The 24,927-nt window shown below is 68.1% G+C and carries 18 protein-coding genes; 5 read left to right on the top strand and 13 right to left on the bottom strand.

What is annotated here, in order from left to right:
* Positions 1-1,043: 1,043 nt before the first annotated feature.
* Both DIZ26_RS20560 and DIZ26_RS20555 read right to left on the bottom strand, forming a co-directional pair.
* Positions 1,044-1,673, bottom strand: a complete 630-nt coding sequence (locus tag DIZ26_RS20560; protein WP_232828482.1) for a nucleoside/nucleotide kinase family protein — start codon at positions 1,671-1,673, stop codon at positions 1,044-1,046.
* Positions 1,674-1,921: 248 nt separating this feature from the next.
* The gene (locus tag DIZ26_RS20555; RefSeq protein WP_112243871.1) at positions 1,922-3,298 is read right to left on the bottom strand and encodes an FAD-dependent monooxygenase; all 1,377 of its coding nucleotides are present in this window, start codon (positions 3,296-3,298) and stop codon (positions 1,922-1,924) included.
* 91 nt (positions 3,299-3,389) lie between these two features.
* On the opposite strand from DIZ26_RS20555, the gene DIZ26_RS20550 reads away from it, so the two are divergent.
* Positions 3,390-3,992, top strand: coding sequence for a TetR/AcrR family transcriptional regulator (locus DIZ26_RS20550; RefSeq protein WP_112243869.1), 603 nt, complete (start codon positions 3,390-3,392; stop codon positions 3,990-3,992).
* A gap of 542 nt (positions 3,993-4,534) precedes the next feature.
* On the opposite strand, the gene ligD is transcribed toward DIZ26_RS20550, so the two are convergent.
* From ligD to DIZ26_RS20535, 3 genes are all read right to left on the bottom strand, one after another.
* A complete protein-coding gene (gene ligD, locus DIZ26_RS20545) occupies positions 4,535-5,548 on the bottom strand; it encodes a non-homologous end-joining DNA ligase (protein WP_198676189.1) in 1,014 nt (337 codons plus the stop codon).
* Positions 5,549-5,933: 385 nt separating this feature from the next.
* The gene (locus tag DIZ26_RS20540) at positions 5,934-7,070 is read right to left on the bottom strand and encodes a branched-chain amino acid aminotransferase (protein ID WP_232828481.1); all 1,137 of its coding nucleotides are present in this window, start codon (positions 7,068-7,070) and stop codon (positions 5,934-5,936) included.
* A 10-nt stretch (positions 7,071-7,080) separates the two neighbouring features.
* Positions 7,081-8,388, bottom strand: coding sequence for a helix-turn-helix domain-containing protein (locus DIZ26_RS20535; protein ID WP_112243866.1), 1,308 nt, complete (start codon positions 8,386-8,388; stop codon positions 7,081-7,083).
* 1,193 nt (positions 8,389-9,581) lie between these two features.
* Here DIZ26_RS20535 and DIZ26_RS20525 point away from each other — a divergent pair.
* Positions 9,582-10,337 (top strand): helix-turn-helix transcriptional regulator, encoded by a 756-nt coding sequence (locus DIZ26_RS20525; protein ID WP_157979768.1) that lies wholly within the window; start codon positions 9,582-9,584, stop codon positions 10,335-10,337.
* A gap of 178 nt (positions 10,338-10,515) precedes the next feature.
* Here the strand turns inward: DIZ26_RS20525 and DIZ26_RS20520 are convergent, their stop codons facing one another.
* Entirely contained in the window at positions 10,516-13,518 is a 3,003-nt protein-coding gene (locus DIZ26_RS20520) for a S8 family serine peptidase (RefSeq protein WP_112243862.1), read from the bottom strand.
* A 224-nt stretch (positions 13,519-13,742) separates the two neighbouring features.
* On the opposite strand from DIZ26_RS20520, the gene DIZ26_RS20515 reads away from it, so the two are divergent.
* The 3 genes from DIZ26_RS20515 to DIZ26_RS20505 are packed head-to-tail and all read left to right on the top strand — an operon-like array spanning position 13,743 to position 18,694.
* The gene (locus DIZ26_RS20515) at positions 13,743-15,518 is read left to right on the top strand and encodes a chitinase (protein WP_112243860.1); all 1,776 of its coding nucleotides are present in this window, start codon (positions 13,743-13,745) and stop codon (positions 15,516-15,518) included.
* Positions 15,519-15,572: 54 nt separating this feature from the next.
* Complete coding sequence (locus tag DIZ26_RS20510; protein WP_112243858.1) at positions 15,573-17,234, top strand: FAD-dependent oxidoreductase; 1,662 nt, start codon at positions 15,573-15,575, stop codon at positions 17,232-17,234.
* A complete protein-coding gene (locus DIZ26_RS20505; RefSeq protein ID WP_112243856.1) occupies positions 17,234-18,694 on the top strand; it encodes an ATP-binding protein in 1,461 nt (486 codons plus the stop codon). The genes DIZ26_RS20510 and DIZ26_RS20505 overlap by 1 nt, the downstream gene beginning before the upstream one ends.
* Positions 18,695-18,699: 5 nt before the next feature.
* Here DIZ26_RS20505 and DIZ26_RS20500 read toward each other — a convergent pair whose 3' ends face one another.
* The 7 genes from DIZ26_RS20500 to DIZ26_RS20470 all read right to left on the bottom strand — a co-directional run bounded on the left by DIZ26_RS20500 (position 18,700) and on the right by DIZ26_RS20470 (position 24,723).
* Positions 18,700-19,455, bottom strand: a complete 756-nt coding sequence (locus DIZ26_RS20500; protein WP_157979767.1) for a phosphotransferase family protein — start codon at positions 19,453-19,455, stop codon at positions 18,700-18,702.
* Between the two features lie 198 nt (positions 19,456-19,653).
* On the bottom strand, positions 19,654-20,586 hold the full coding sequence (locus DIZ26_RS20495) for a sugar kinase (RefSeq protein ID WP_112243853.1): 933 nt from the start codon (positions 20,584-20,586) through the stop codon (positions 19,654-19,656).
* On the bottom strand, positions 20,579-21,202 hold the full coding sequence (locus DIZ26_RS20490; RefSeq protein ID WP_112243851.1) for a bifunctional 4-hydroxy-2-oxoglutarate aldolase/2-dehydro-3-deoxy-phosphogluconate aldolase: 624 nt from the start codon (positions 21,200-21,202) through the stop codon (positions 20,579-20,581). Before DIZ26_RS20490 ends, DIZ26_RS20495 begins: the two co-directional genes overlap by 8 nt.
* 54 nt (positions 21,203-21,256) lie before the next feature.
* The gene (locus tag DIZ26_RS20485; RefSeq protein WP_112243849.1) at positions 21,257-22,111 is read right to left on the bottom strand and encodes a hypothetical protein; all 855 of its coding nucleotides are present in this window, start codon (positions 22,109-22,111) and stop codon (positions 21,257-21,259) included.
* Positions 22,105-23,250, bottom strand: a complete 1,146-nt coding sequence (dgoD, locus tag DIZ26_RS20480; protein ID WP_112243847.1) for a galactonate dehydratase — start codon at positions 23,248-23,250, stop codon at positions 22,105-22,107. Before dgoD ends, DIZ26_RS20485 begins: the two co-directional genes overlap by 7 nt.
* On the bottom strand, positions 23,247-23,954 hold the full coding sequence (locus tag DIZ26_RS20475; RefSeq protein ID WP_232828480.1) for a FadR/GntR family transcriptional regulator: 708 nt from the start codon (positions 23,952-23,954) through the stop codon (positions 23,247-23,249). Before DIZ26_RS20475 ends, dgoD begins: the two co-directional genes overlap by 4 nt.
* A 46-nt stretch (positions 23,955-24,000) precedes the next feature.
* The gene (locus tag DIZ26_RS20470; protein WP_112243844.1) at positions 24,001-24,723 is read right to left on the bottom strand and encodes an SDR family NAD(P)-dependent oxidoreductase; all 723 of its coding nucleotides are present in this window, start codon (positions 24,721-24,723) and stop codon (positions 24,001-24,003) included.
* Positions 24,724-24,927: the final 204 nt, after the last annotated feature.

The following is a 24,927-nucleotide window of genomic DNA, read 5'->3' as shown; positions in this document are numbered from 1 at the left end:
CGATGTAGGCCTGCTACTCGACCGCCGCCAGTAGCGCGGTGTACGAGGACCCGAGTACGAGCCGCGCCGCCATCGATCGGTTCCGGCCGTGCCGCCCCCCGCGCAAAGCTGCAGAAAAAACGAATGCCCCGACCATGGATCGGGGCACTCGCCCGTGCGGGTCCCGGGGGGAGTGGGACCTCCACACGTGGGGGGATCTCGAAACTATCCCGGTCCAGGGGTCATGTCAGAACCATTTCGGCGTTTCTTGAAGCCTCGTCCGCCCAGCGGTCCAAACCCTGCGCCAAACGGTCGCCCACCCCCTAGCCAAGAATCATTCCAACTGCTTCACCCAAAACCCCCGGCCAACCGGCAATACCCACTCTATGACCCCCTCCAATCCCGCCCACCCCAACGCATCGCACACCAACGCATCACACACCCGCGCACCCCCGAAGTGGCACACACCTCGCGCACCTCGCGCTGCCCGCTCCGTACACACCGCGCCCGCGCACTCGGCGCATTCGCGGACCCGCATACCTCCGCGCAGCGGCGTACTCCACGCATCGCGGTCCCGCGCATTCGCCCTCCCGCACCGCGGAGTCGGCGCCCGCCCACGGCTCTCCCGCGCTCGCACATCAGCCCGCCGGTCGAGCCAGCCGCATGTTCTCTCGCGCGCCGTCGCAGCGGCCCGCTTCCCGCACCTGCGCATCGCGTACTCCGGGCATCCTGGACTTGCGGATCGCCCGCCTCGCACCTGCGCATCGCGTACTCCGGGCATCCTGGACTTGCGGATCGCCCGCCTCGCACCTGCGCATCGCGTACTCCGGGCATCCGCACCTGCGCATCGCCCGCCCTACCCCTGCGCATCGCCTACTCGCGCACGTCGCTCCCGCGCATTGCGGACTCCGCATCGCGCCGTCTCGTCCGTTCGGTGCACTCCGCGGTCCGGTGGGTCCTGCAATTCGCGTGCTTGAGGACCCGTGCTAGAGGAATTTGTTGCAGCGCCGCCAGGCGGGTTCGAGGAATGCGGTGCGGCACGCCAGACGGTGTGGAGCGTTGGATCAGGTCAAGTGGAGGATTGCGTCGGCGGATGGTTTGGTGGCGGCGATCAGTTGTGCGTTTGACTCGTCGCTGCCGAAGGTTCGTTGGTGGGCTTCCTCGGCTGATCGGCCGTAGCGCCGGTGCCGGGCTTCGAGTCTCTCGTGCCTGACGTCCTCGGGCAGTTCGACGTACCAGACTTCATCCAGCAGCGACCGACCCGTTGCCCAAGGCATCGAATCGAGCAACAGGTAATTGCCTTCGGTGATCACCAGTCCGACCTCGGGCGCGACCGGGATGCTCGCCGCGATCGAGTCCTCCAGTTCGCGGTCGAACCGAGGCGCCCAGATCTTCTCCTCCGGCGACTTCTTCAACCGCTCGAGCAACGCCACGAACCCGTACCCGTCGAACGTCTGCGGCGCCCCCTTCACCGCAGCCAACCCCAGTTCCTCGAGAGCCGATTGCGCGAGGTGATATCCGTCCATCGGCACCAGGGCCACCGCATGCCCCAGCCCGGTCAACTCGGCGGTCAACTGCTCGGCGTACGTCGACTTGCCGGCCGCCGGAGCTCCGGTGACGCCGAGGATCGCCCGCCGGCCCAGGGTCGCCAACTTGATGGCACGTGCCAGGGCGTCCTCTCGATTCAGCTGCACGCACAGATCTTGCCAGCCGCGCCACTGACATGCATCCGCAGTACGGCGTACAGGCCGCCGCTGGCCACTGGACATCCATCCGCAGTACGGCGTGCAGGCCGCCGCTGGCCACTGGACACGCATCCGCAGTTCTGCGTGCGAGGCCGCCGCTGGCCACTGGATATACATCCGCAGTTCTGCGTGACAGGCTGACCCGGCCCGCGCCCGTAAGTACGACGTCGCTCGCTGCCCCGGCCAAGTGGCGCCATCTAGGCCAAGTAGCCGTCGGGGCGGATGAGGAGCTCGTCGCCGTCCGCAGCGTGGTAGTAGTCGAAGGCCTCGGGGGAGAGGTACGCGTACGGCTGGGCGGCAGTCCGTACTACGGTCACCGCGTGCGGGTGCTCCGTCGTCGTGGACGGGGCGAAGCGCAACAGTGTCTCGTGTGGCCCGCGGAACAAGTCGAAGAGCCGCAATTTGTTGCCGTCAGCATCGATCAACGGTGAGTCCGGTGCGCGGTCGCCATGGGTGATCGGGGCGGTGTCGGCCGGGTCGCGGTAGCTGACGTCGAGTTGGCGGACGTTCTCGCCGCGTTCCAGTGCGGACTCGTCGCCGTCAAGGTGCTTCTGCAGCAGCTCCTCGCTGATCCCCAGTACCCGAGCGGCGTTCGTACGCCGTTCGGTCTCGTACGTCGCGAGCACCTCTTCCCGTCCGTCGGCGAGTCTCCAGCCGAGGTTGTAGGCGTCGCCGATCCCGGTATTCAGGCCCTGGCCGCCGGTCGGTGGGTGAACGTGGGCCGCGTCGCCGGCGATGAAGACCCGGCCGACCCGGAATCGTTCGGCCAGCCGGACGTTCGGCCGCCAGATCGTGGACCAGGTGAGATCGCGCAATTTGGCGACCCCCGGACCGGCGTACCGGTCGACCAATTCCTGCAGGGTCTCCAGAGTCGGCTCGACCTGGTCGTCGTCGAGCGGCGTACCGAATTGGAACTGGTCGCCGCCGGCCAATGGGGTGAGGACGATCCCTTCCATCGGGTTGTCCTTGCCGCCGAACCAGTGGCCGTAGTCGTGGTCGAGCCCGTCCGCCGAAACGTCGCCCAGCAGCATCCGGATCGATTCGTCAGTGCTGCCCTCGAAGGCGATCCCCAGCGTCTTGCGAACAAAGCTGCGACCGCCGTCCGCGCCGACCAGGTAGTCGGCGGTGACGATCTCGCCGGTGGACAGCTCAGCGGTCACGCGTTCGTCCGTCTGTGTGAAGCCGACCAGTTCTGTACTTAATTCAACCTGTACGCCGAAGTCGGCGAGACGGTCGCGCAGGATCGCCTCGGTGCGGGACTGGCCGAGCATCCAGCCGTTCGGGTAGGGGCGATCCGGCGTCGGGTCGATTGGCTCGGCCATCCGGCGCTCGCCGACGTACTCGCCGCCGATCGAGACCTTCAGGGCCGGCATCTCGATGCCCTGGGCAAGAACTTTGTCGATGACTCCGAGGTCGTCGAACACCTCGAGGGTTCGGGGCTGCAGGCCGTCGCCGCGCGAGCCGACGAAGTACTGATCCGCCTTCTCTATCACTCGGACCGCGATGCCGCGGCGAGCCAGTTCGATGCCGAGGGTGAGGCCGGTTGGACCGGCGCCGGCTACCAGAACGTTCATGGGAACTCCTCATGTTGACTGAATTATGATTCACTGAATTTAGATTCACTATGAGGGTGACTAGGGTTCGGTGTCAAGGAGGAGGTGCTGGGTGACCACAACCCGCAAGGAACAGGCGGCCGGGACCGAGGCGGCGCTGAAGCAGGCGGCGCGGGAGGTGTTCGCGGATCGCGGCTACCTGAACACGAAGATCACCGACATCACCGCGGCTGCGGGCCGGGCGACGGGCTCCTTCTACAACCACTTCGCCGGCAAGGAAGAACTGCTGGAGGCACTGCTCAAGGACATGCTGTCCGAGGCGGACGAAGCGGTGCTGGTCGATGCGACGCACGAGGCGGACTTCAGCAAGATCGAATCGATCCGCTGGCACGTCACGGCGTTCTGGACTTTTTACAAGGCGCACATTCCGGAGATGGTGGCGCTCAAGCAGGCCGCGATGGTGGATCCGGCTCTGGGGCGGCGGCTGCAGCAGATCATGTCCGACGACGACGTCCACCTGGCCGAACACCTGGCTCACCTGCCCGAGCCGCAGCCGGACCCCGTCTTCCACATCTCGGCGATGAACGCGCTGATGGAGGGGTTCGCCTACACCTGGCTGGTCGCCAACCCGGCCACTGGCCGGACCATCCCCGACGACACCGCGATCGACCTGCTCACCAACCTCCTCCACCACGGCCTCGCCGGCCGCACCTGACCAACCCAGTTGGTCGGCGAGCGGCGGCGCTTGAGCAACCTGGTCAGTCGGCGAGCGGGGGCGCCTGCCCCCCGATCAGCCGGCGATCGGCGCCTGACCATCCGGGGCGAGCGGCGGCGCTTGAGCAACGCGGTCGTCGGCGAGCGGCGCCGACTGACCAATCCGGTGAGCCCGCGAGCGGCGGCGCCTGACCCCCGATCAGCCGGCCATCGGCGCCTGACCATCCGGGGTGAGCGGCGGCGCTTGAGCAACGCGGTTGCCGGTGAGCGGCGCCGACTGACCAATCCGCTGAGCCGGCAAGCGGCGGCGTCTGAGGAACCCGGTCGGTCGGCGAGCGGCGGCGCTTGAGCAACCTGGTCAGTCGGCGATCGGCGCCTGACCATCCGGGGCGAGCGGCGGCGCTTGAGCAACCCGGTCACCCTGCGAGCGGCGCCTGAGCAACCCGGTCACCCTGCGAGCGACGACGGCCGAGCAACCCGATCAGCCGGGATCGGCCGCGCGTGAGCAACCTGGTCAGCCAGCGAGCGGCGTACGGCGGAGGGTTAGTCCTCCGGGGGTGGGGGGACTTCGGCGCCTTCGCGTTCGTCGCGTTCGGCCCATTCGATCAGGGTGTCGAGGGAGTAGGCGGAGTCGTCGATTGTCGCGTGCAGGTCGCCGAGTTCGGCGAAGCGGGCCGGGACGGTGGCGATGGTGAACGCCTTCGGGTCGACGGTGTCGATCTCGTCCCAGTGGATCGGTGTGGAGACGGTGCCTTCGGGGTTGCCACGGACGGAGTACGCGCTGGCGATCGTGTGATCTCTTGCGTTCTGATTGAAATCGACGAACACCTTCGACGGGTCGCGATCCTTGCGCCACCAGGTCGTCGTCACGTCATCGGGCGCGCGCCGCTCCACCTCGCGCGCGAAGGCGAGCGCCGCGCGGCGTACGTCCGAGAATCCGTACTCCGGTTCGACGCGCACGTAGATGTGGATGCCCGAGCCGCCTGAGGTCTTCGGGTAGCCGGTCGCGCCGAGGTCGGCGAGCACCTCGCGCGCGACGTGCGCCACCCGGCGTACGCGGTCGAACGGGCAGTCCGGCATGGGGTCCAGGTCGATCCGCCACTCGTCGGGCTTCTCGGTGTCGGCGCGACGGGAGTTCCACGGGTGGAACTCGACCGTCGACATCTGCACGGCCCATGCCACATGCGCGATCTCGGTCACGCACAGCTCGTCGGCGGTGCGGTTGTACCGCGGGAAGTGGACCCGGACGGTTTCCATCCACGGGGGTGCGCCGTGTGGCAGGCGCTTCTGATGCACCTTCTCGCCGGCGACTCCCTCGGGGAACCGGTGCAGCATGCAAGGCCGCTCGCGCAGCGCTCGCACGATCCCGTCGCCGACCGAGAGGTAGTAGTTGACCAGATCGAGCTTGGTCTCACCGCGCGCCGGGAAGTAGACCCGGTCCGGGTTCGAGATCCGCACGGTGCGATCGCCGACCTCGAGCTCGATAGCCGGCGTCTTCGCTTTGGCCTTGGCCGCCTTGGCCGTCTTCGTTGCCTTGGTCGCCTTGGACTCTGCCATGCCGCCAATCTATGCGCCGCCACCGACATCCGGCACTCACCAACCCCCAGCGCGTCGGCCGCCCACACTCAGCCCCGGCTGTGTGCCGCCGGATCGCCCACTAAGTGTGTGCCGCCGGATCGCCCCACTGGGTGTGTGCTGGCGGATCGCCCCACTGGGTGTGTGCCGCCCGATCGCCCCACTGGGTGTGTGCTGGCGGATCGCCCACTGGGTGTGTGCCGGCGGTACGCCGCGCCGCCGGTCAAGTCTGCGGACCGCCAGCACATCAGTACGGCGTCGAGGTGGCGACAGTTGGCCGCTGCTGAGCGTGCGTCGGCCAACCGGATCGCCAGCTGGACGCAGTACTGATGTGCTGGCGGTCCGGCCTCCGGCGCGGCTGGCCGGGTCAGGTGAGACGAGTCAGCCAGTTGCGGGAGTCGGGGGTGCGGCCGTATTGGAGGTCCAGGAGGGCAGAGCGGATCGCAGTGGTGACTGGGCCAACGCCGTCGTTGAGGGTGTGGTCCCCGATGGTGAGGTCGCCGCCGTTCCACGCGACCCGGCCTATGGGCGTGATGACGGCCGCCGTGCCGGAGGCGAAGGTCTCGGTGATCTCGCCGCTGCGGATCCCGTCGCGCCACTCGTCGGCCGAGATGCGGCGCTCCTCGACCTTGTGGCCGAGGTCCGCGGCGATGTCGAGGACCGAGTCGCGGGTGACGCCTTCCAGGATCGAGCCGGACAGCTCCGGCGTCGCGATCCGGCCGTCGGCGTACACGAAGAAGACGTTCATGCTGCCGCTCTCCTCGATCCAGCGGCGCTCGACCGCGTCGAGGTAGATCACCTGGTTGCAGCCGTGCTCGGTCGCTTCGGCCAGTGCGGCCAGGCTCGCGGCGTAGTTGCCGCCGCACTTGGCTGCTCCGGTGCCGCCCGGGGTCGCGCGGATCGAGGTGTCCGACAGCCAGATGGCGACCGGCTTGGGACCGGTGTCGAAGTACGGTCCAGCCGGTGAGGCGATGACGCCGAACAGCACCTCACGAGCAGGCCGGACGCTCAGCGCTGCTTCGGTAGCGATCATGTACGGCCGCAGATAAAGGCTGGTCTCACCGCTGCCCGCCGGAGGCACCCACGCCTCGTCCACGGTCACCAGCGCACGCAGCGCTGCAATGAAGTCCTCCTGCGGGACCTGCGGCAGAGCAAGCCGCTGCGCGCTCCGGCTGAACCTTGCCGCGTTCATGTCCGGGCGGAACGCCCACACCGAACCGTCCTCGTGCCTGTACGCCTTGAGACCCTCGAAGATCTCCTGCGCGTAGTGCAGCACTGCGGCAGCCGGGCTCACCTTCAGCGGCGCGTACGCCGTCACCTTCTGGTCATGCCAGCCGCGGTCGGCAGTCCAGGACGCCAGCACCATGTGGTCGGTGAACGACTGCCCGAAGCCGGGCTTGGCCAGTACCGCCGTCCGCGCCTCTGTCGTCGCCGGCGCGCTTGCCAGCTCCACCTCGAAGTTCCAAGCGTCTGCCACTGCTGCTGTCCCGTTCTGACTCGTCACTCTCGGCACGCTACCCCTGTGACCAGGGAGAGCTCGACCCGCTGCCCACAGTGCGGTTGAGATACGGCCTGCGACCTAGTAATTCGCGGTAGTCACGCACGGCAGCTCGCCCGAGCTCCTTGCCCGGTACTGCGGACAGCACGCGGCCGGCCTCGTCGTACAAGTAGTGCGTGTGCCACTGGTCGGGCAGCTCCACCAGCACGCGCATCGCCAGGGCCAGCCCTGCGGCAACCTCCCCGTCGACCATCAGGCACCGCGCCAGACACAGCTCGAGCTCCGCCCGCTCCACGAGGCGTCCTGGAGGGCAAAGCTCCAGTGCTCGCTCCAGGACCACGTAGCCGGCGGCCGGGTATCCCAGCTCGGCACAGACCCGGCCCTCGACACCGTGCACCTTGTACGCCGGCCAGTCGAATAGTCCGCTGGTCTGATCCGCAGACTCGTCAGTCACGGTGAGCACGTCCTCCACAGCCTTCCAGGCAGCTGCTGCCAACCCCTGCTGAGCCAGAACCAATGCCCGGGCAGAGTGGGCTCGAGCCAGACAGCCTGTCCTGCCACCGGCAACCCGCTCGCTCAGCTCAGCGGCGTCGTCGACAGTGGCTCCGAGAGCGACCGCCTCGTCGGCCAGCGCCGACAGCTCACCGAGCGGCCTGCTCCCGGTCAACCCGCTGGCGGCCTCCCAGCCCCGCACCAGGCTCATGGCCAACCGCTCGCCGGAACTGTCAGCAGACGCGCGGCTGGTCCACCACCACCTCCCAGCAGCTCGACTCTGTCCGAGTGCCGTCAAGGTGAGTGCCACGAGGATGCTGAGCTCGGCTACCAGTACTGCGTGCGTCGCCGACCTGCCGGCCGATATCTCAGCCGGCAGGAACTGCAGTTGAGCGGTCAGCTCGGGGAGCAGCTCGCCGGGCGGGGTTGTCATGAAGGCGACGGCGAGGTCTGCCGCGACGGCGCTCCACTCGTCGTCCGGTCGTGGCTGACCGTAGGAGTCGACCAGTCCGTGCCTGACTGCCTCCAACACATCCACGCCCATCGCCTGCTCGAGTGGATGCCGGTGCGGCTGAAGTGAAGAGGCGGTCGCTAGCGGCTGGGCAATCGGCTGCGCCCGCCTCGCCTGCTGGTAGGCGGTTGTGAGAGTAGTGCCCGTGTTCAGCTCGCGGTCGCACAGTTGGGCGAGGTGAGCCGAGCCCGGCCGCTGCCCACGCTCCACCTGGGACAGGTAGCTGTGGTCATATCCCACCCGGGTCGCGAGCTGCCGCAGACTCAGAGCGGCCGCTTGCCGGGACTGCCTCAACTGCACGCCGAACGCTGCCTCAGCCACAGGATCCTCCCCCGTTCGAGCTGTGGGCCGGCTCCCCCTTCGACTACGGAGGCCGGCTCACTGGTCGCGCCTGGTGGTTGCGGTGCGCACCGGGAACGCTACAAGGGCCTACCGACAAAACAGTGCACAGCGCCAGGCCCCTTGGGTTACAGGGGTTCCGGCCGGTACTACGTGGGCGTGGCTCCCGTGGTCGGCCGGGTGTCCGGGGTGAGGCCGAGCCGCGCGGCGGTGTCCGGCAGTGGACTGTGGGCTGCTTGGACAGCCCACAGATCACACCTGGTGGGCGCGGTTCGCGTCGGTGAGGCTTCAAGAGTGAAGCGACAGAACACCACGCAGCAGAAGCCGCGGCTCTTCCAGCTCGTCCGGCACACCGATGTGTCCGGCGTGCGTGGCACGGGCACGCTGGCAGAGGGAGTCGAGTGGTCCGACGGAGCAGTGACACTGCGCTGGCGTGGCCGCTGGCCGGCCACGTCGGTGTGGGACGACGGCATCGAGGGGGTCCTGGCCGTGCACGGCCGCAACGGCCGCACCCAGATCCACTGGCTCACCACCATCCAGCAGCTCACCCAGCAGGAGCCCACGCCACCCCTCGCCGCTTCACAAGACGCAGACTCACAGCGCACAGCACCACAAGACAGTGGCTCACAGAGCACGGCGCCGCAGGGTGGAGGGTCGCTGGGCACGGCGACAGAGGGCGGAGGCTCGCCGGGCACAGCACCGCAGGGCACAGCACCGCAGGGCACAGAGCCGGAGCGTGGAGGGTCGCAGGGCACAGCACCGCAGGGCACGGAGCCGGAGCGTGGAGGGTCGCAGGGCACAGCACCGCAGGGCACAGCGCCGCCGGGTGGAGGCTCGCGGGGTACGGCGCCGCCGGGTGGAGGCTCGAGGGGTACGGCGCCGCCGGGTGGAGGCTTGCTGGGCACGGCGACACAGGGCGGAGGCTCGCTGGGTAGGGCGCCGGAGGGTGGAGGGTGGCAGCGCGGTGCTTCAGAGAGCGCCGGCGCGTTGTGGCTTCCGGCGCCCGGCGTGGACGGGCTCTGTGCGCGGTGCGGACGCGGCTGGCCGTGCCTCGGCTGCGATCCCTGACCGGGCGCGAGACAACGCTGTCAGGAGTTGCTGATCCGGTTTAGTGTGTGGAGGGCAGATGCGAGCATTGATGGATTGGGTGGGCGGTGCGGGGCAAAGAGGAACAGGTGGCAGAGTCGCCTGCCAGCGATCCGCTGGACGAGCTGGACGCGCAACTGTCGAGGCTGCGCAGCGTCGCCGACGAGTTGCGCGGTTCACGCGGCAAACCCGTGCTGACGGGCAACCAGGTCGAGTTGATCGAGGACGGCCCGACCCTGCTGCAGACCTACGAGCAGCTGCAGAAGAACGCGAAGCGCGAAGTACGGGTGCTGGATCGGCCGCCGTATGCGACACCGCCGTCCACGCAGCAGGCGCTGGAGCTGAAGCGGTTGAGCGAAGGAGTCGGCTACCGGGCGATCTACGGGACCGAGGTGTTCGAGAGCGAGGACATCATGGGGGTGCTGCCCGAGCTGCAATCGGCGGGGGAGCGCAGCCGGGTGCTGGCGCAGGTCCCGATGAAGATGGCCGTCGGCGACGACGACACCGCACTCATCGGGCTGACCAAGCGGGCTCCGGCCGAATCGCATCTGCTGATCCGCTCGTCGGGCCTGCTGGACGGGCTGATCGCGACGTTCGAGATGCTGTGGGCGTTGGCGATACCGATGCCGGGGTTGCCGTTCAGCGGCGAGTTCCCCGCGCTGCGATCGCCCGACCGGGACATTCTGCTTCTGCTGGCCGGTGGGGCGACCGACGACAAGATCAGCCGGCACCTGCGGATCAGTCCCCGGACGACCCAGCGCCGGGTCCGCGCGCTGATGGAGGCCCTCGGCGCGCAGACCCGGTTCCAGGCGGGCGTCCAAGCCGCCCGCCGCCGCTGGATCTAGCAGAACCCCGAGGCGCCCCAGCCGAACTGGCGCCCAGCCGAACTGGCACCCCCAGCCGAACTGGCACCCCCAGCCGATCTGGCGCCCCAGCCGATCTGGTGCTCCGGCCGATCTGGCGCGACCACGCTGAAGGCACCCGTCCGGGGTCGCGCTGCGACGCGACCCCGGTGCGGTACTGCTAGTTGATCGTCACCACTGTCCCAGCGCGGTTGGGGAACTCGATGAAGCCGGTGGAACGCTGGTTGGTCGGCAGGCCGGACCACGACGCCGTCACCTGGAACGGCTTGCCTGCTGCCGGGGTGACCGGCGGTGTGACCTGCAGAGCGTTGCCGGAGCTATCCGTCACGACGTTGGTCTGCATCGTGTACTGCGTGGTGTCGGCGCCGGGTGGGTTCGACAGGGTGATCGCCAGCACGCCCCAGACGCCAGGAGCAGGCGCCGCCACAGTTGCAGAGGCCTGGTTCGACCCGTCACCTTCGAAGGAGAGCAGTTGCATCTGACCGTTGACCACCTTGTAGAGCACCATCCAGATGCTTCCGGCCGGGTCGACCGTCTTGATGTTCCACTGCACGGCCTTGGTGTCGGCAGTCACCGTGACCGGGTAGTTCGGCAGGTCAGCGTCCGCTGCGCCGGCCGGTACCGCTCCTGGGACGAGAGGCGCCGAGACCACGCCGTACGACCTGATCGGCATGCCCGCCTTGCCTGCGGTCACGTCGAACGACACCTGGCCGGAGGCGCCCGCGCCACTCACCGCAGTGGGTGCCAGGACAGAGGTCGGGACGACGACGATCGGGCTGCGCACCGACGTACCGGCGCCCTGCCAGGTCAGCCAGCCGCTGGTGGTCTCGTTGGACGCTGCAGTGTCCTGGGTCAGCTTGACCGTGAAGCTGCGCGTTTGGCCCGCCTGCAGGTTCAGGATCGACGGGGTGACGACTGCCTTCATGCCCGGCACCGAGACGGTCGCGCGGTACAGGCCACCGGTTACTGCGGTCACCCGCCGAGTGATGGTCTGGGTGCCGACCAACTGGCCGACAGCGATGGAGGGAGCGTTGTAGTTGCTCGGGTCGATGGCCGGTACGCCGGTGCCCGTGTTGACTCCGCTGCCTTCGAGGTAGCCGAGCCAGTCGATGTCACCGGAGTCGTAGACCAGCCCCGGATCCAGCATGCGCGACGGCTGGACCTCGCCGGCGCCCCGAGCGAACGGGTCGTTGTCCACTGCGCCACTGGCGGTCTTGACGTCGCTGGTGGTGGTCATCAGCGCCGACTTGACCATCATCGGAGTCCAGTCCGGGTGCTTCGCCAGGTAGAGCGCAGCGAGTCCGGCGATGTGCGGCGCAGCCATGGAGGTGCCGGAGAGGAAGGCGAAGCTGTGCCCGTCGTTAGTGGGCGGTGCAACCGCCGCGAGCACGTTGACACCCGGTGCAGCAAGGTCGGGCTTGAGCAGGTCGCCGTGGCTGGACAGAGACGGGCCGCGTGAGGAGAAGTCCGCCATCTGCGGGTACGGCGTGGTCTGGCTCGTCAGGTTGCCAGGGGCGAGCTGTGCGGTGGCGCCCGGCGTTCCGGCGTACGCCTTGACGGACAGCGAGCCCGGGGTGTTCAGGTGCACGGTCGGTACCGAGTGCGAGTCGGCGACCATGTCCTGGTCGGTGAGGTTCAGCAGCACCATGGCAACGCCACCTGCGCGCTTCACCTCGGCCGACTTCGCTACCCGCGCTCCGACGCCACGGTCACACACCACGATGTGCCCAGCTGCCTTCGCTGGGTCCAGCGTGTTCGGCAGGCACTGCGAAGCGTCGTACGGCGTGACGCCGGCCGCCTCGGCAGCCTCACCGGTGATGAGCGATTTGCTGCTCACGTTGGTCGCGACGCTCGTGCTGAGTCCGGCGTACTTCTGTCCGTTGCCGAGGATCACCGTCGCCTCGTACGGCGCCACTGTGCTCGCGCCGACTGTGGTGACCCAGGGAGAGGTGTTGTCGAGTGACGACGCGTCCGGTCCGGAGTTGCCGCCCGCAGCCGAGACGAAGATGCCCGCCGATGCCGCGGAGAGAAAGGCGAGCTGGACCGGGTCGGTGTGCGCGGACTCGAAGATGGAGCCGACCGAGTAGTTGATCACGTCGACGCCGTCTGCAACGGCTTGGTCGATCGCGGCGAGGATGTCGGAGGTGTAGCCGCCCGAACCGACGCCGCCCTTCCCTTCCCACAACGCCTTGTACACGGCGATCTTGGCAGCCGGGGCGACGCCGGAGATGGTGCCGAAGTTGATGCCGCCTTCTGCGACATCAATACCTGCTCTGCCGGCCGCAGTGGTAGCGGTATGTGTTCCGTGGCCTTCGCCGTCACGTGGTGAGGCGTAGTCGGCGCGGGCCTCGGGCGGCGTGGCTGCGAGCCAGGCGTCACCGAAGTACTTGGCGCTAATCAGCTTGGTGTTGCACAGGTCGGCAGTGAAGTCCTCACCGGCCTCGCAAGAACCGGTGAAGTCGTTGCCGTCCGCCTTGTGCATGACGATGGTGCTGCCCGACCGGTACGGACGGTACGGGTCCGCCGCGGTAGCAGGCTTGGTGCCCAGCTTGGGGCCGGAGAGTGAGGCGCTCTCCGGCCAGATGCCGGTGTCGACGACGCCGACGACTACGCCCTTACCGGCCTCGGCAGTGCCGCCCAGAGCTGACCACACGCCGGTCTTGCCGGACAGCTTGAGGAAGTCGGCGGGCTTCTTGTCGTCCAGGGCGACGTGCAGCTGATCCGGGGTGACCGCGACAACGCCAGGCGTCTTGCTGAGCTCGCTCACCTGCTGCCCGGACAGGTTCGCGGCGAAGGCGTTGATGGCAGTGGAGTAGTGGCGGCTCGCCTTGGCCCCGACCGCGGCAGCGATCTGATTGTGGCGACTGGTCAGGAAGCTGCTGTAGCGCTTGGCGTCAGTGCCGGCGGTGTCGACCTTGCGACCCTTGGCAGGCTTGGTGGCCTTCAGCCCGGCTACGCCTCCTTGGTAGGTGGCGAGCGGCTTGTCGGCCAGCGTCACGACGTACCGGCCGGCGGCGAACTTGGGGAGCCGCAGGGAGTTGGCCAGGTTGTCCGGTGGTGCACCGACCGGTGCTGGGGCCGCGCTGCCGGTTGGTGCGGCGAAGGCGGCGGTGGTGAGGACGGCGGCCGCGATGAGCGCGGTCCGGCGACGCAGTTGATTCACGCGTTTCCTCCAGTGGCGGTGAGGGATTGCCGGAAGCCTGCCAACCCGTGCCGGCGCGCACACCGTTTTGGCTTCAACTAGCCACTGGCGAAAACCTGTCAGCTGGGCAGGCTGCGAGCGCGTCGGGTATCGGACAGCGGCGGGAAGCCGACGGCCAGAGCCATTGACCCGGAGTTTTGGAAGCTCTCTACTTAATGCACCCCACCGCCCCCGGAGGTTCGGTCATGCGCTGTCGTGCCGCGGTTGTCGCGTTGCTGGTCGTCGTCACCGGCTTGGTGACCGGGGTGAGCGGCGCCCAGGCTGCGAACCTGTTGACCAATCCGGGTTTCGAGGCCGGTTCGCTGAGTGGCTGGACGTGCTCCGGCGGTTCGGTGATCACCAGTCCGACGCATTCGGGTGGCTATGCGCTGAACGGCGCGGTGTCGGGCAGCGACTTCGCCCAATGCAGCCAGACGGTCGCAGTACAGGCGAACACGGCGTACACGTTGTCTGCTTGGGTGCGTGGGTCGTACGTCTATCTCGGCGTCACCGGCGGCGCGTCGACCTGGACGCCCTCCGCCTCGGGGTACACGCAGTTGACTGTCGCATTCACCACTGGAGCCAGTCAGACCTCGGCACAGCTCTACCTACACGGGTGGTACGGCCAACCGGCGTACCAGGCTGACGACGTGAGCCTCGACGGTCCCGGCGGTACTCCGCCCACTGGTGGAGCACCGGGCGTTCCCGGCTCGCCGTCAGTCACCGGTACTACGAACAGCTCGGTCGCGCTCTCCTGGGGTGCTTCCAGCGGCACAGTCACGGGGTACCGCGTCTACGAAGGCTCCAGCGTCGTCAAGACGGTGACCGGTACTACGGCGACCGTCGATGCGCTGGGCGCGTGCACGAGCCACAGCTACACCGTTGCCGCGTACAACAGCAACGGAGAGTCCGCCAAGTCCTCAACAGCAACAGCGACTACGGGCGGCTGTACCAGTACGGGTCTCGCGAAGCACGCGTTGATCGGCTACATGCACGCCAGCTTCGCCAACGGATCCGAGTATGTCCGAATGGCCGACATCCCGTCCGCGTGGAACATCATCAATCTCTCCTTCGGCGAGCCGACCTCGGTGACGTCGGGCGACATCCGCTTCAACCGTTGCCCGGCCAGCGAGTGCCCGAACGTGGAGAGCGACGCCGACTTCATCGCCGCGATCCGCGCCAAGCAGGCGGCCGGAACGAAGGTGCTGATCTCGATCGGCGGGGCGAACGGCCAGGTCCAGCTCACCACGGCCGCAGCTCGCGACACCTTCGTGAGTTCGGTCAGCGCGATCATCGACCGGTACGGGCTCGACGGGCTCGACATCGACTTCGAGGGCCACTCGCTGTACCTGAACCCCGGCGACACCGACTTCCGCAACCCGACCACACCGGTGATCGTGAACCTGATCTCGGCGCTGAAGACCCTGAAGGCGCGGTACGGCGCGAAGTTCGTGCTGACGATGGCGCCGGAGACGTTCTTCGTCCAGATCGGCTACCAGTTCTACGGCGACGGTGGGAACGGCGGCGACAACCGGCGCGGTTCGTACCTGCCGGTGATCCACGCACTGCGCGATTCACTCACCGTGTTGCACGTCCAGGACTACAACTCGGGTCCCGTGATGGGGCTGGACAACCAGTACCACACGATGGGCGGCGCCGATTTCCACATCGCGATGACCGACATGATCAAGGCCGGCTTCGGCGTCGGCACCACCGGGCAGACGTTCCCGGGTTTGCGAGAGGACCAGATCGCGTTCGGCGTACCGGCCGCCAGCAGCGCCGGGAACGGCTACACCGCCCCCGCAGCCGTTCATCAGGCGCTGGACTGTTTGGTCAAGGGCCAGAACTGCGGCGGATACGCGCTGCGCGGCGGTACTTCGCCGTCGTTCCGCGGCCTGATGACCTGGTCGATCAATTGGGACAGGTACTACAACTGGGAGTTCCAGAACAGCCACGCTCCGTACCTCGCGGCCCTTCCGTAACGCCCTCGGCGGAACCGTTCCCAGAAGTTGGCGATCCGCTGGTATGAAGGAGGCATGACAGCGTCGACAACCCGCCCGGTGATCCTCACCGTGGACGACGACCCGGGCGTTTCCCGGTCGATCGCCCGCGACCTTCGCCGCCGGTACGGCGAGGAGAACCGGATCGTCCGGGCGGAGGCGCCCGACCAGGCTCTCGATGCCCTCCGCGAACTCAAGCTCCGGGGTGAGCCGGTCGCTCTGCTGCTGGCCGACTACCGGATGCCGGGGATGTCCGGGATCGACTTCCTCGAAGCCGCGATGGACCTTTTCCCGCTGGCCCGCCGCGTGCTGCTGACGGCGTACGCCGATACCGATGCCGCGATCCAGGCGATCAATGTCGTCGACCTCGACCACTACCTGCTCAAGCCCTGGAACCCGCCGGAAGAGAAGCTCTACCCGGTGGTCGACTCGATGCTGGAGCTGTGGAAGGCGACCCCGGAGCCGTCCACCGACGAGACCAGGGTGATCGGCCACCGCTGGTCGGCGCCGTCGTTCGCGGCCCGCGACTTCCTGGCCCGCAACGCTGTGCCGTTTCGCTGGATGGGCGTCGACGACGAGGAGAGCAAGCGGCTGCTCGAGGCCGCAGGGGTCGACGGGTCGACGCTGCCGGTCATCATCACTGGGGACGGCGAGGTGCTGGTCGCGCCGTCCGAGTCCGAGCTGGCCGACAAGGTTGGTCTGTCCACCGCGCCGGCCGAGGAGTTCTACGACCTCGTCGTGGTCGGCGGTGGTCCGGCAGGGCTCGGCGCCGCTGTGTACGGCGCCAGTGAAGGGCTGCGCACCGTACTGGTCGAGCAGGTCGCGACCGGTGGTCAGGCCGGCCAGTCGAGTCGCATCGAGAACTATCTGGGCTTCCCCGACGGGGTTTCCGGTGCTCAGCTGACCGATCGCGCGCGGCGGCAGGCGATCCGGTTCGGCGCCGAATTGCTCACCGCTCGCCAGGTGGTCCAGCTCGAATCGCGTGGATCGGCGCGCCGGCTGGTGTTCTCCGACGGCAGCGAGATCTCCGCGCATTCGGTGATCCTCGCGACCGGCGTCGCCTACCGGTCGCTGGACGCACCGGGCGTGGACGATCTGTGCGGTCGCGGTATCTACTACGGCTCGGCGACCACCGAGGGGCCGGCCTGCGCCGGCCAGGAGGTCTACATCATCGGCGGCGCCAACTCCGCCGGGCAGGCAGCGGTCTATTTCTCCAGACATGCCAAACGCGTGCATATGCTGGTGAGAGGACCTTCGCTCGAGGCGACCATGTCGTCGTACCTGATCGGCCAGATCTCCGACATCGACAACATCGAGGTGCACACCTGCACCCAGGTGGTGTCCTGCAAGGGATCGGAGCACCTGGAGCGGGTGACCTTGGTGAACAGTGCGACCGGGGAGAGCCGGGAGGTGGACACGGAGTGGATGTTCGTGTTCATCGGCGCGGCGCCGCGGACGGACTGGTTGCCAGGTGACCTGCTGCGCGACGAGCGCGGGTTCGTCCTGACCGGGCCGGACCTGCACGGGCGGCCGCCGGGCTGGTCGCTGGAGCGGGAGCCGTACCACCTCGAGACGAGCATGCCGGGCGTGTTCGCGGCAGGCGATGTCCGGGCCGAGTCGGTGAAGCGGGTCGCCTCGGCGGTCGGCGACGGTGCGATGGCAGTGACCCTGGTGCACAGATATCTGGAGATGCTCTGATGGCAGTAACTGATACGGACGAACCGCTGCGGCTCAGCATCGACGAGCTCCGCACGCTGTTCCTGTTCGAGAGCCTGACCGACGAGCAACTCGGTTGGCTGTCGCGGGAAGGGCATGTGGAGGCCGTCGAGGAGGGCATCGTCTTCGCCGAGGGCGACGAGGCGACGTGTTGCTACCTGCTGCTCACCGGTGGCATCCGGATGTGCAAGCTGTCGCACGGCGAAGAGGTGGAGATCAACCGCAGTACGCAACGCGGCGTGTACGCCGGTGCCGTCACCGCCTTCCTTGGCGCCGACGAGCGCAAGGCCTACGGCGCGACCATGCGGGTGCTCGAACCGTCCACGTTCTTCGTCATCACCGCCGAGACGATGGCGACGATGATGAACCGCTGGTTCCCGATGGCCGTGCACCTGATCGACGGTTTCGTCCAGGGTATGCGGCGGACCAACGAGACGATGGGCGAGCGGGAGCGGTTGCTTGCCCTGGGCTCCTTGTCTGCCGGGTTGACGCACGAGCTCAACAACCCCGCGGCGGCAGCGGTTCGGGCGGCCGCGACGCTACGGCAGCGGGTCGCCGGGATGCGTTCCAAGCTCGCGATGCTTGCCGATGGCACCCTTGACGCGACCAAGCTGCATACGATCGTGGAGATCCAGGAAGCTGCCGTCGAGAAGGTCGCGAAGGCGCCTGAGTTGTCGCCGCTGGATCTGAGCGACGCCGAGGATACGCTGACCGACTGGCTGGACGACCACGGGGTCAACGCTTCATGGGATGTCGCGCCGGTGCTCGCCGCGGTGGGTCTCGACGTGCCGTGGATGGAGGAGGTGCTCGCGGCGGTCGGCGAGGAGTACCTCGAAGGCGCGGTGCGCTGGTTGATGTACACGATCGACACCGAGTCGCTGATGAACGAGATCGACGACTCGGTGACCCGCATCTCGACGCTGGTCGGCGCCGCGAAGCAGTACTCACAGATCGACCGGGCGCCCTACCAGGTGGTCGATCTGCGCGAATTGCTGAAGTCGACGCTGGTGATGATGTCCGGCAAGCTGCAGGGCCTGAACGTCGTGAAGGAGTTCGATCCCGACCTGCCGCACATCCCGGCGTACGCGGCCGAGCTGAACCAGGTCTGGACCAACATCATCGACAACGCCGTCGGTGCGATGAACGGCGAAGGCACGCTGACGATCCGGACCAAACGCGACGGCGCCTATGCCGTCGTGATGATCGGCGACACCGGGCCCGGCATCCCGCCCGAGATCCGGAACCGCATCTTCGAGCCGTTCTTCACCACCAAGCCGATCGGCGAAGGCACCGGCCTCGGCCTGGACATCTCCTGGCGCATCGTGGTCAAGAAGCACCACGGCGACCTCCGGGTCGACTCCAAGCCCGGCGAGACCTGGTTCAAGATCATCCTCCCGATCGACCCCGAGAACGAGATCGAGGCTCAGGCGGACCTGATCTGATCCGGTCAGCTCTCGAGGCGCTTGGCGGCGGCGTCGAGACGGTGCCGCCAAGCCTCGGCCTCCGGGGAGTCGGGGGAGTGGTCGGCGAGGGACAGTAGACCCTGCACGATGAGGGACGGCAGTACCTCGTGGAGACCGCTGTCGTGGCCGTACGCCGCGATGGTGGCGGGCCAGTCGTCGGGATCGACCGAGCTGAGAAGGAACCAGCCGAGGTCGAGGATGCCGGGGGCTGCGGAGACGTCCTCCCAGTCGAGGAGGGCGACTTCGCCGGTGGGGCTGGTGCGGAGGTTCTGGGCTGAGGCGTCGCCGTGGACCAAGGTCAGCGGACCGGCGTCGAGGAGCTGGCGCTCGGCGGCGGTGACGTTGCCGACCAGTCGTTCGCCGACAACCTGGACCGCGGGGGGAAGGTCGGCGAGGCGCGGCCACGTTTCGTCGTACAGGCGTCCGACCAGGTCGACGGCTGCGCCGACCGGCCGGAGCCATGGCCAGCGCCGAACGGCCTCGCCTTCCCAGCGGGAATGGAGCAGGCGCAGCGTGTACGCCGCCGCTTCCGGGGCGGCCCCAGGTGTCCAGGCTGACAGATCCTCCAGTTCCAGCAAGGTGCCCTCTGCGGTCTCGTCGGCGCGATAGCAGTTCGGCACCCGGATGCCGATGACCGGTGCGATCTCGCGGTAGAAGCGGATCTCGGAACCGAAGATGTCCAGGGCCTCGGCGATCGACCCTGCTGCGGCGAGCTCACGCCGCTTCACGAAGACGGTCACCGCCTCACCTTCCCAATTCCGCCACCCGGCCGCCACTGAATAACCTTCTCAGGCGGCGGTTCCAGGTCGCCGATGGCAACTCGGGTGGCGTGGCGAGCTGCGGAAGAGGTCGCCGCCTGTCGCCGACTGCCGCGTGTCGCCCGACTGCCGCGTCGCCGCGTCGCCGGGCGTCTCGTCGTCGCGTGGCGGCCGCGTTCGTCAGCGCAGGGCGGTGCCGTGCGACTGCGCCAGCAGGCTGAGTTCTTCGCGGGTTGGGAGCGACTCCCAGTCGCCGAAAGCGCCGACGCAGAAGGCGCCGCTGGCCGTCGCACGGTCGAGGCGGGCGGAGGTGGGCAACTCGTCGAGGGTCCCGGAGAGATAGCCGGAGACGAACGCGTCGCCTGCGCCGATGCTGTCGACGACAGTTACCGGCAGGGCCGGCTGGTGGATCGTCCCGGCGTTCGTATGAGACCACGCGCCTTTCCCGCCGGCGGTGACGACGACCTCGTTGACCGAGGCAAGAAGTTCGGTGACCGGATCGCTGGCATCGGTGAGAAGGTCGAGCTCGTCGTCCGAGGCGAACACGGTGTCGACGTGGGGCAGGAGTTCGCGCAGTACGACGGCAGCGTCCGCACGCGACCACAGACGCCCGCGATAGTTGACGTCGAACGAAACATGAACGCCGCCGGAAGCAGCAGCCCGTACTGCGGACAGCGTCGCGGCGCCGGCCTCGTCGGACAACGCGGGCGTGATCCCGGTGACGTGCAGCAACCGCGGTCGGGTTTCTTCCAGGGCTGCAAGGCATTCCGCGGCAGTCAGAGTCGAGCCGGCCGATCCGCGGCGGTGGTAGCTCACCCGAGTGATGTCGTGGGCCGGCTGGTCGAAGGCGATGAAGCCGGTGAAGGACTCGTCGGAGAAACGCAGGTACCGGGTGTCGACCCCTTCGGCGCGCAACGTCCGCTGGATCAGCCGCCCTGGTTCGTCGTTGCCCACAGCACCTATCCAGGCAGCCTGATGCCCGAGTCGCGCGAGCCCGATCGCCACGTTGCTCTCGGACCCCGCGACGGACAGATGCGCCTCGCCGCCCATCCTCAGCGCCGTCTTCGAGCGGATCGACACCATCGCCTCGCCGAGCGTGAGAACGTCAGGCATCGCTCACCGCTGCCAGGAAGGTGGCGGCCCGCCCAGCAAGGTCGGACTGCGAGCCTCCAGTGCCCGCGTCGCCCAGGAGAGGAGAGCCGATGCCGACCGCGAAGGCCCCTGCTGCGAGGTACTGCGGAGCGGTGGCGGCGTCGACGCCGCCGACCGCGATCAGCGGCGCGTTGGGGAGTGGGGCGCGGAGTTCGCGGAGGTAGCCCGGGCCGTGGAGTTTGGCGGGGAAGATCTTCACCGCGAGCGCACCCGCGTCGAGAGCCGTGATCACCTCGGTCGGGGTCAGGGCACCGCACAGAAGTGGCAGGCCCAGCTCGACACTGCGATGGGCACCGCGGGTGATCGCCGGGGTCACGGTGAAGCCCGCTCCGGCGGCCGCGATCTCATCGGCCTGCGCAGCGGTGACGACGGTACCCGCACCGATCAGCACCGAAAGGTCGAACTCCGAGCGAGCCTTCGCGATCGCCTCGGCGGCGCCAGGTGTCGTGAGCGACACCTCGAGCGCGGTGATCCCGGCGCCGACCAGGGTCCGGACGCACTCCAGCGCCCGATCGGGCCCGTCCGCGCGGATGATCGCCAGCACCTTCCGCCGGCTGAGTGCGGCCAACAGGTCCATGACATTCCCCTTCGACGTTTTCACCGTAGCTGACTCCACAGCATGTCCAGCGTTTCAGAGGCGCCTGGCGGAGAGCACGAGTCGCCAGGTCAGCTCACCTGATTCGGGTACCGTTGCCGCGTCGTCCGGGCCGGCGTCGGCGAGGTCGAAGACGCGGCCGAGCATCGGCTCCACCCCGAGGCTCCGGTACGGCGCACGCTCGGGGAACCCGCCGAGGTTCCGCCACACGGCGACCGACGTCGGTTGCCCTGGGCAACTGAGCGAGAAGGTCAGCTCGTTGTCGCCGTCTCGCACCGAGATCGTCGGGAGATCCACCAGCACAGCGCCGACCGCCGAACCGTCCGTCGGCCCGTAGGTCTCCAGTTCGATCCCAGCCGGCGATGGCCAGCTCGCCTCCATCCACGGGGTTGAAGGCCAAGGAGTCTGTACCCAACGCGCAGCCTCTGGGTAAAGCCTGCAGGTGGTGCCCGCGGGAGCGATCAGAGTTGTGCCGACACCGCAGTCCAGTAGGGCGTGGGCCGTCCAGGTGAAGCGATAGCCGGTGGGGGCGACGAGCCGGTAGTCGGCCCAGATGGCGCCAGTTTCGGTGATCTCTGCAGGGGTTTCACCGCCGTTGAAACGGCGGAGAAGCACCGCTTCACCGTACTGGACGACGTCCCAGTCCTCGTCCTCATCGAGCGAACCCCACGGCTGGTTCCACAGTCCGCCGTGGTCGGGGACGCCGCGGACGGTCGGGAAACACTCGTCCAGCCCGCCGACATCGACGTACGACGTACGTCCCGTCCGCGACCCTGAAAAGGGTGCCGCCCACAACCATTCGCGGCCGCCCAGGAACAGCGAGGTCCAGCGCCCGCCGTCGTCCAGGTCGACCGCGACCTCGTTGGCTGGAAGGGGAAGCTCTGTCACCATTCCGCGAAGGATCCGTCCTCGTGTGTCCAAACCGGGTTCCGCCACGTGTGCCCGATCTTGTCGGCGGCGCGGACGGCGTCCTCGTCGACCGTGATCCCCAAGCCAGGAAGGGGATTCCACTCCGCGTGCCCGTCCACCCAGGTGAACGGCGCCGGGTCGGCCACGTACGACGTGAGGTCGCTGCCCGTGTGGTAATGGATCCCGCGGCTCTGCTCCTGGATCAGGAAGTTCGGCGTCGCGAACGAGACCTGGAGGCTGGCCGCCAGCGAGATCGGACCGAGCGGGCAATGCGGCGCCAGCAACGCGCCGTGCGTCTCAGCCAGTACTGCGATCCGCCGCAACTCCGAGATCCCGCCCGCATGCGAGACATCCGGCTGGACCACGGCGACCCCGGCCTCCAGCGCCGGGACGAAGTCCGACCGGTGGTAGAGCCGCTCGCCCAGCGCCACCGGAACGGTCGAGCTGGCGACGACCTCCGGCAGGTGGCGCTGATGCTCCGGCAGTACCGGCTCCTCGACGAACAGCGGATGCAGGGGCTCGACCGCATGCAGGATTCGTCGCGCCGCGGCCACGCCCACACGGCCGTGCAAGTCGATCGCGACATCGCGGGAGTCGCCGAGCACCGATCGTGCGGCCTCGAGCCGGGAGACGATCGCGTTGATCTCACCCAGCGAGGGAGACGGCTGGATCCGCCCCATGGCGTTCATCTTGACCGCTGTCATGCCACCCGCGATCTGGGCGGCGACCTGGTCCGCGACCTCGGCCGGCTCGTCACCGCCGACCCACGCGTACACCCGGACGCGATCGCGCACGCGGCCGCCGAGCAGCGACGAAACCGGTGCGCCGTAGACCTTGCCCGCGATGTCCCACAACGCATGATCGAGCCCCGCCACCGCGCTGCTCAGCACGGGACCGCCGCGGTAGAAGCCACCCTTCGACAGGATCTGCCAGTGCCGCTCGATCTGTAGCGGGTCCTGCCCGATCAGGTACTCCGACAGGGTCTCGATCGCCGTCCGGACCACCTCCGCGCGGCCTTCGACCACTGGTTCGCCCCAGCCGACGACGCCGTCGCTGGTCTCGATCCGGCAGAACAGCCAGCGCGGTGGAACCAGGAACGTCTCGATCCGCTCGATCTTCACTTGCGGCCCCGGACGTCCGAGAGATCCTCGGCTGCCTTCGCCAGCAGCTCGCGCATCGCCAGCTCAGCGCCTTCGGGATCGTGCGCGCGGACCGCGTCCACTACTCGCCGGTGACTGGGCACCGGGTCGTCGGAGGGCTTCACCCGATGAACTAAGCGGTCGCGACCGGCCAGGCCGGTCTCCATGATGACCTCCATCTTGGTCAGCAGCTCGTTGCCGGTGGCGGCCAGCAGGGCTTTGTGGAACGCGACATCCGCTTCCGCCGCAGCCAGGTCGTTCGTCGCGGACGACATGGCGGCGAGCGCGGTGTCCAAAGCCTGGAGGTGCGCCTCTTCAGCCCGTACTGCGGCCAGCCGGGCGGCAGCCGGTTCGACGATGCCTCGCACCTCGTGCAACTCCTCGAGCAACTCCGGGCGGACGTCGTCGTCGAAGTGCCAGCGGATCATGTCCGCGTCGAGCAGGTTCCAGTCGGACCGTGGGCGAACGAAAGTGCCGCGCTTCTGCCGCGCGTCCACGAGTCCCTTGGCGGTCAGTACTTTGAGTGCCTCCCGGACGGCGGTCAGGCTGACGCCGAGATCTGCCTGCAGTTCGACCACGTTGATGGTCGCGCCCTGCGGGATCTGGCCCGACAGGATCCGCTGCGCCATCACCTCGACGATCTGCCCGTGCAAACCCCGGGACATCCCGCGCTGAATCCCCGTCACCGGCAACTCCCCATCCCTCTCGATACAAGTCCTGAACTAAGTCCGGTCATGCCGAGTCCTTCACTGCGGACCAGCCGCCGTCGACGACGAGACTGGCCGCCGTGACGAACGAGGCCTCGTCCGACAGCAGGAACGCGACGGCCGCGGCCACCTCGTCCGGTCGGCCGAGTCGCCCGACAGCGGTCGCCTGAGCACTCTGTTGTTTCCCTTCCGGCGAGACACGGTCCCACGCGGCGGTGTCGACCGGGCCCGGAAGCACCGTGTTCACCCGGATCGATCCGCCGTACTCGACTGCGAGTTGCCGGCCGAGAGCTACCAGTGCCCCCTTGGTGGCCGCATAAGCGGGGTGGCCCGGGATCCCGGCCAGGGCGTGCACCGACGACACCAGTACAACGGAACCGCCGGTCGCGGCCAGGTCGAAGTACAAGGTCTGAAAGCCGAGGAACGTGGCGGTGAGGTTGACGTCGAGTTGGCGTTGCCAGGAGCTCGGTGGGAGTTCGTGCGCGGGCCGGACATCGACCATGTACGCGTTGCTGACGAGTCCGTCGATCGGCCCGAGTTCGTCGCGGCCGCGGGACAACGCCTCTGCCCACGTGTCGGGAGAGGCGACATCACCCAGTACTGCGATCGACCGGCCGGCGATCTCCTTGCACGGCTGAAGGTCGATCTGCACGACCGAGGCGCCCTCGTCCAGCAGGCGCTGCACGCAGGCAGCGCCGATACCGGTGGACGCCCCGGTCACCACGATCACCCGCTCAGCAAGCCGCAACGGAAGCCTCCACGTCTCGATCGATCCAACGTCTCCAACGATGAACGAGGCACCAGTTGATCGTGACCGGTCTGTCACGTCAAGCGATTTGCTCGTAATTTACGAATTAATATTGACATGCCCGACGACGCGGCTGCAAGATCCTCCGCAGAACGAACCACTCAATCGACTGGCACGGCGGATCCCGACCGTGCCGCGAGAGCT

Origin of the sequence: Kribbella monticola, from assembly GCF_003261635.1 — a bacterium.
GTDB lineage: Bacteria > Actinomycetota > Actinomycetes > Propionibacteriales > Kribbellaceae > Kribbella > Kribbella monticola.
The sequence above is the reverse complement of the archived record's forward strand: the minus strand, read 5'-3'. Positions and strand labels throughout refer to the sequence as shown.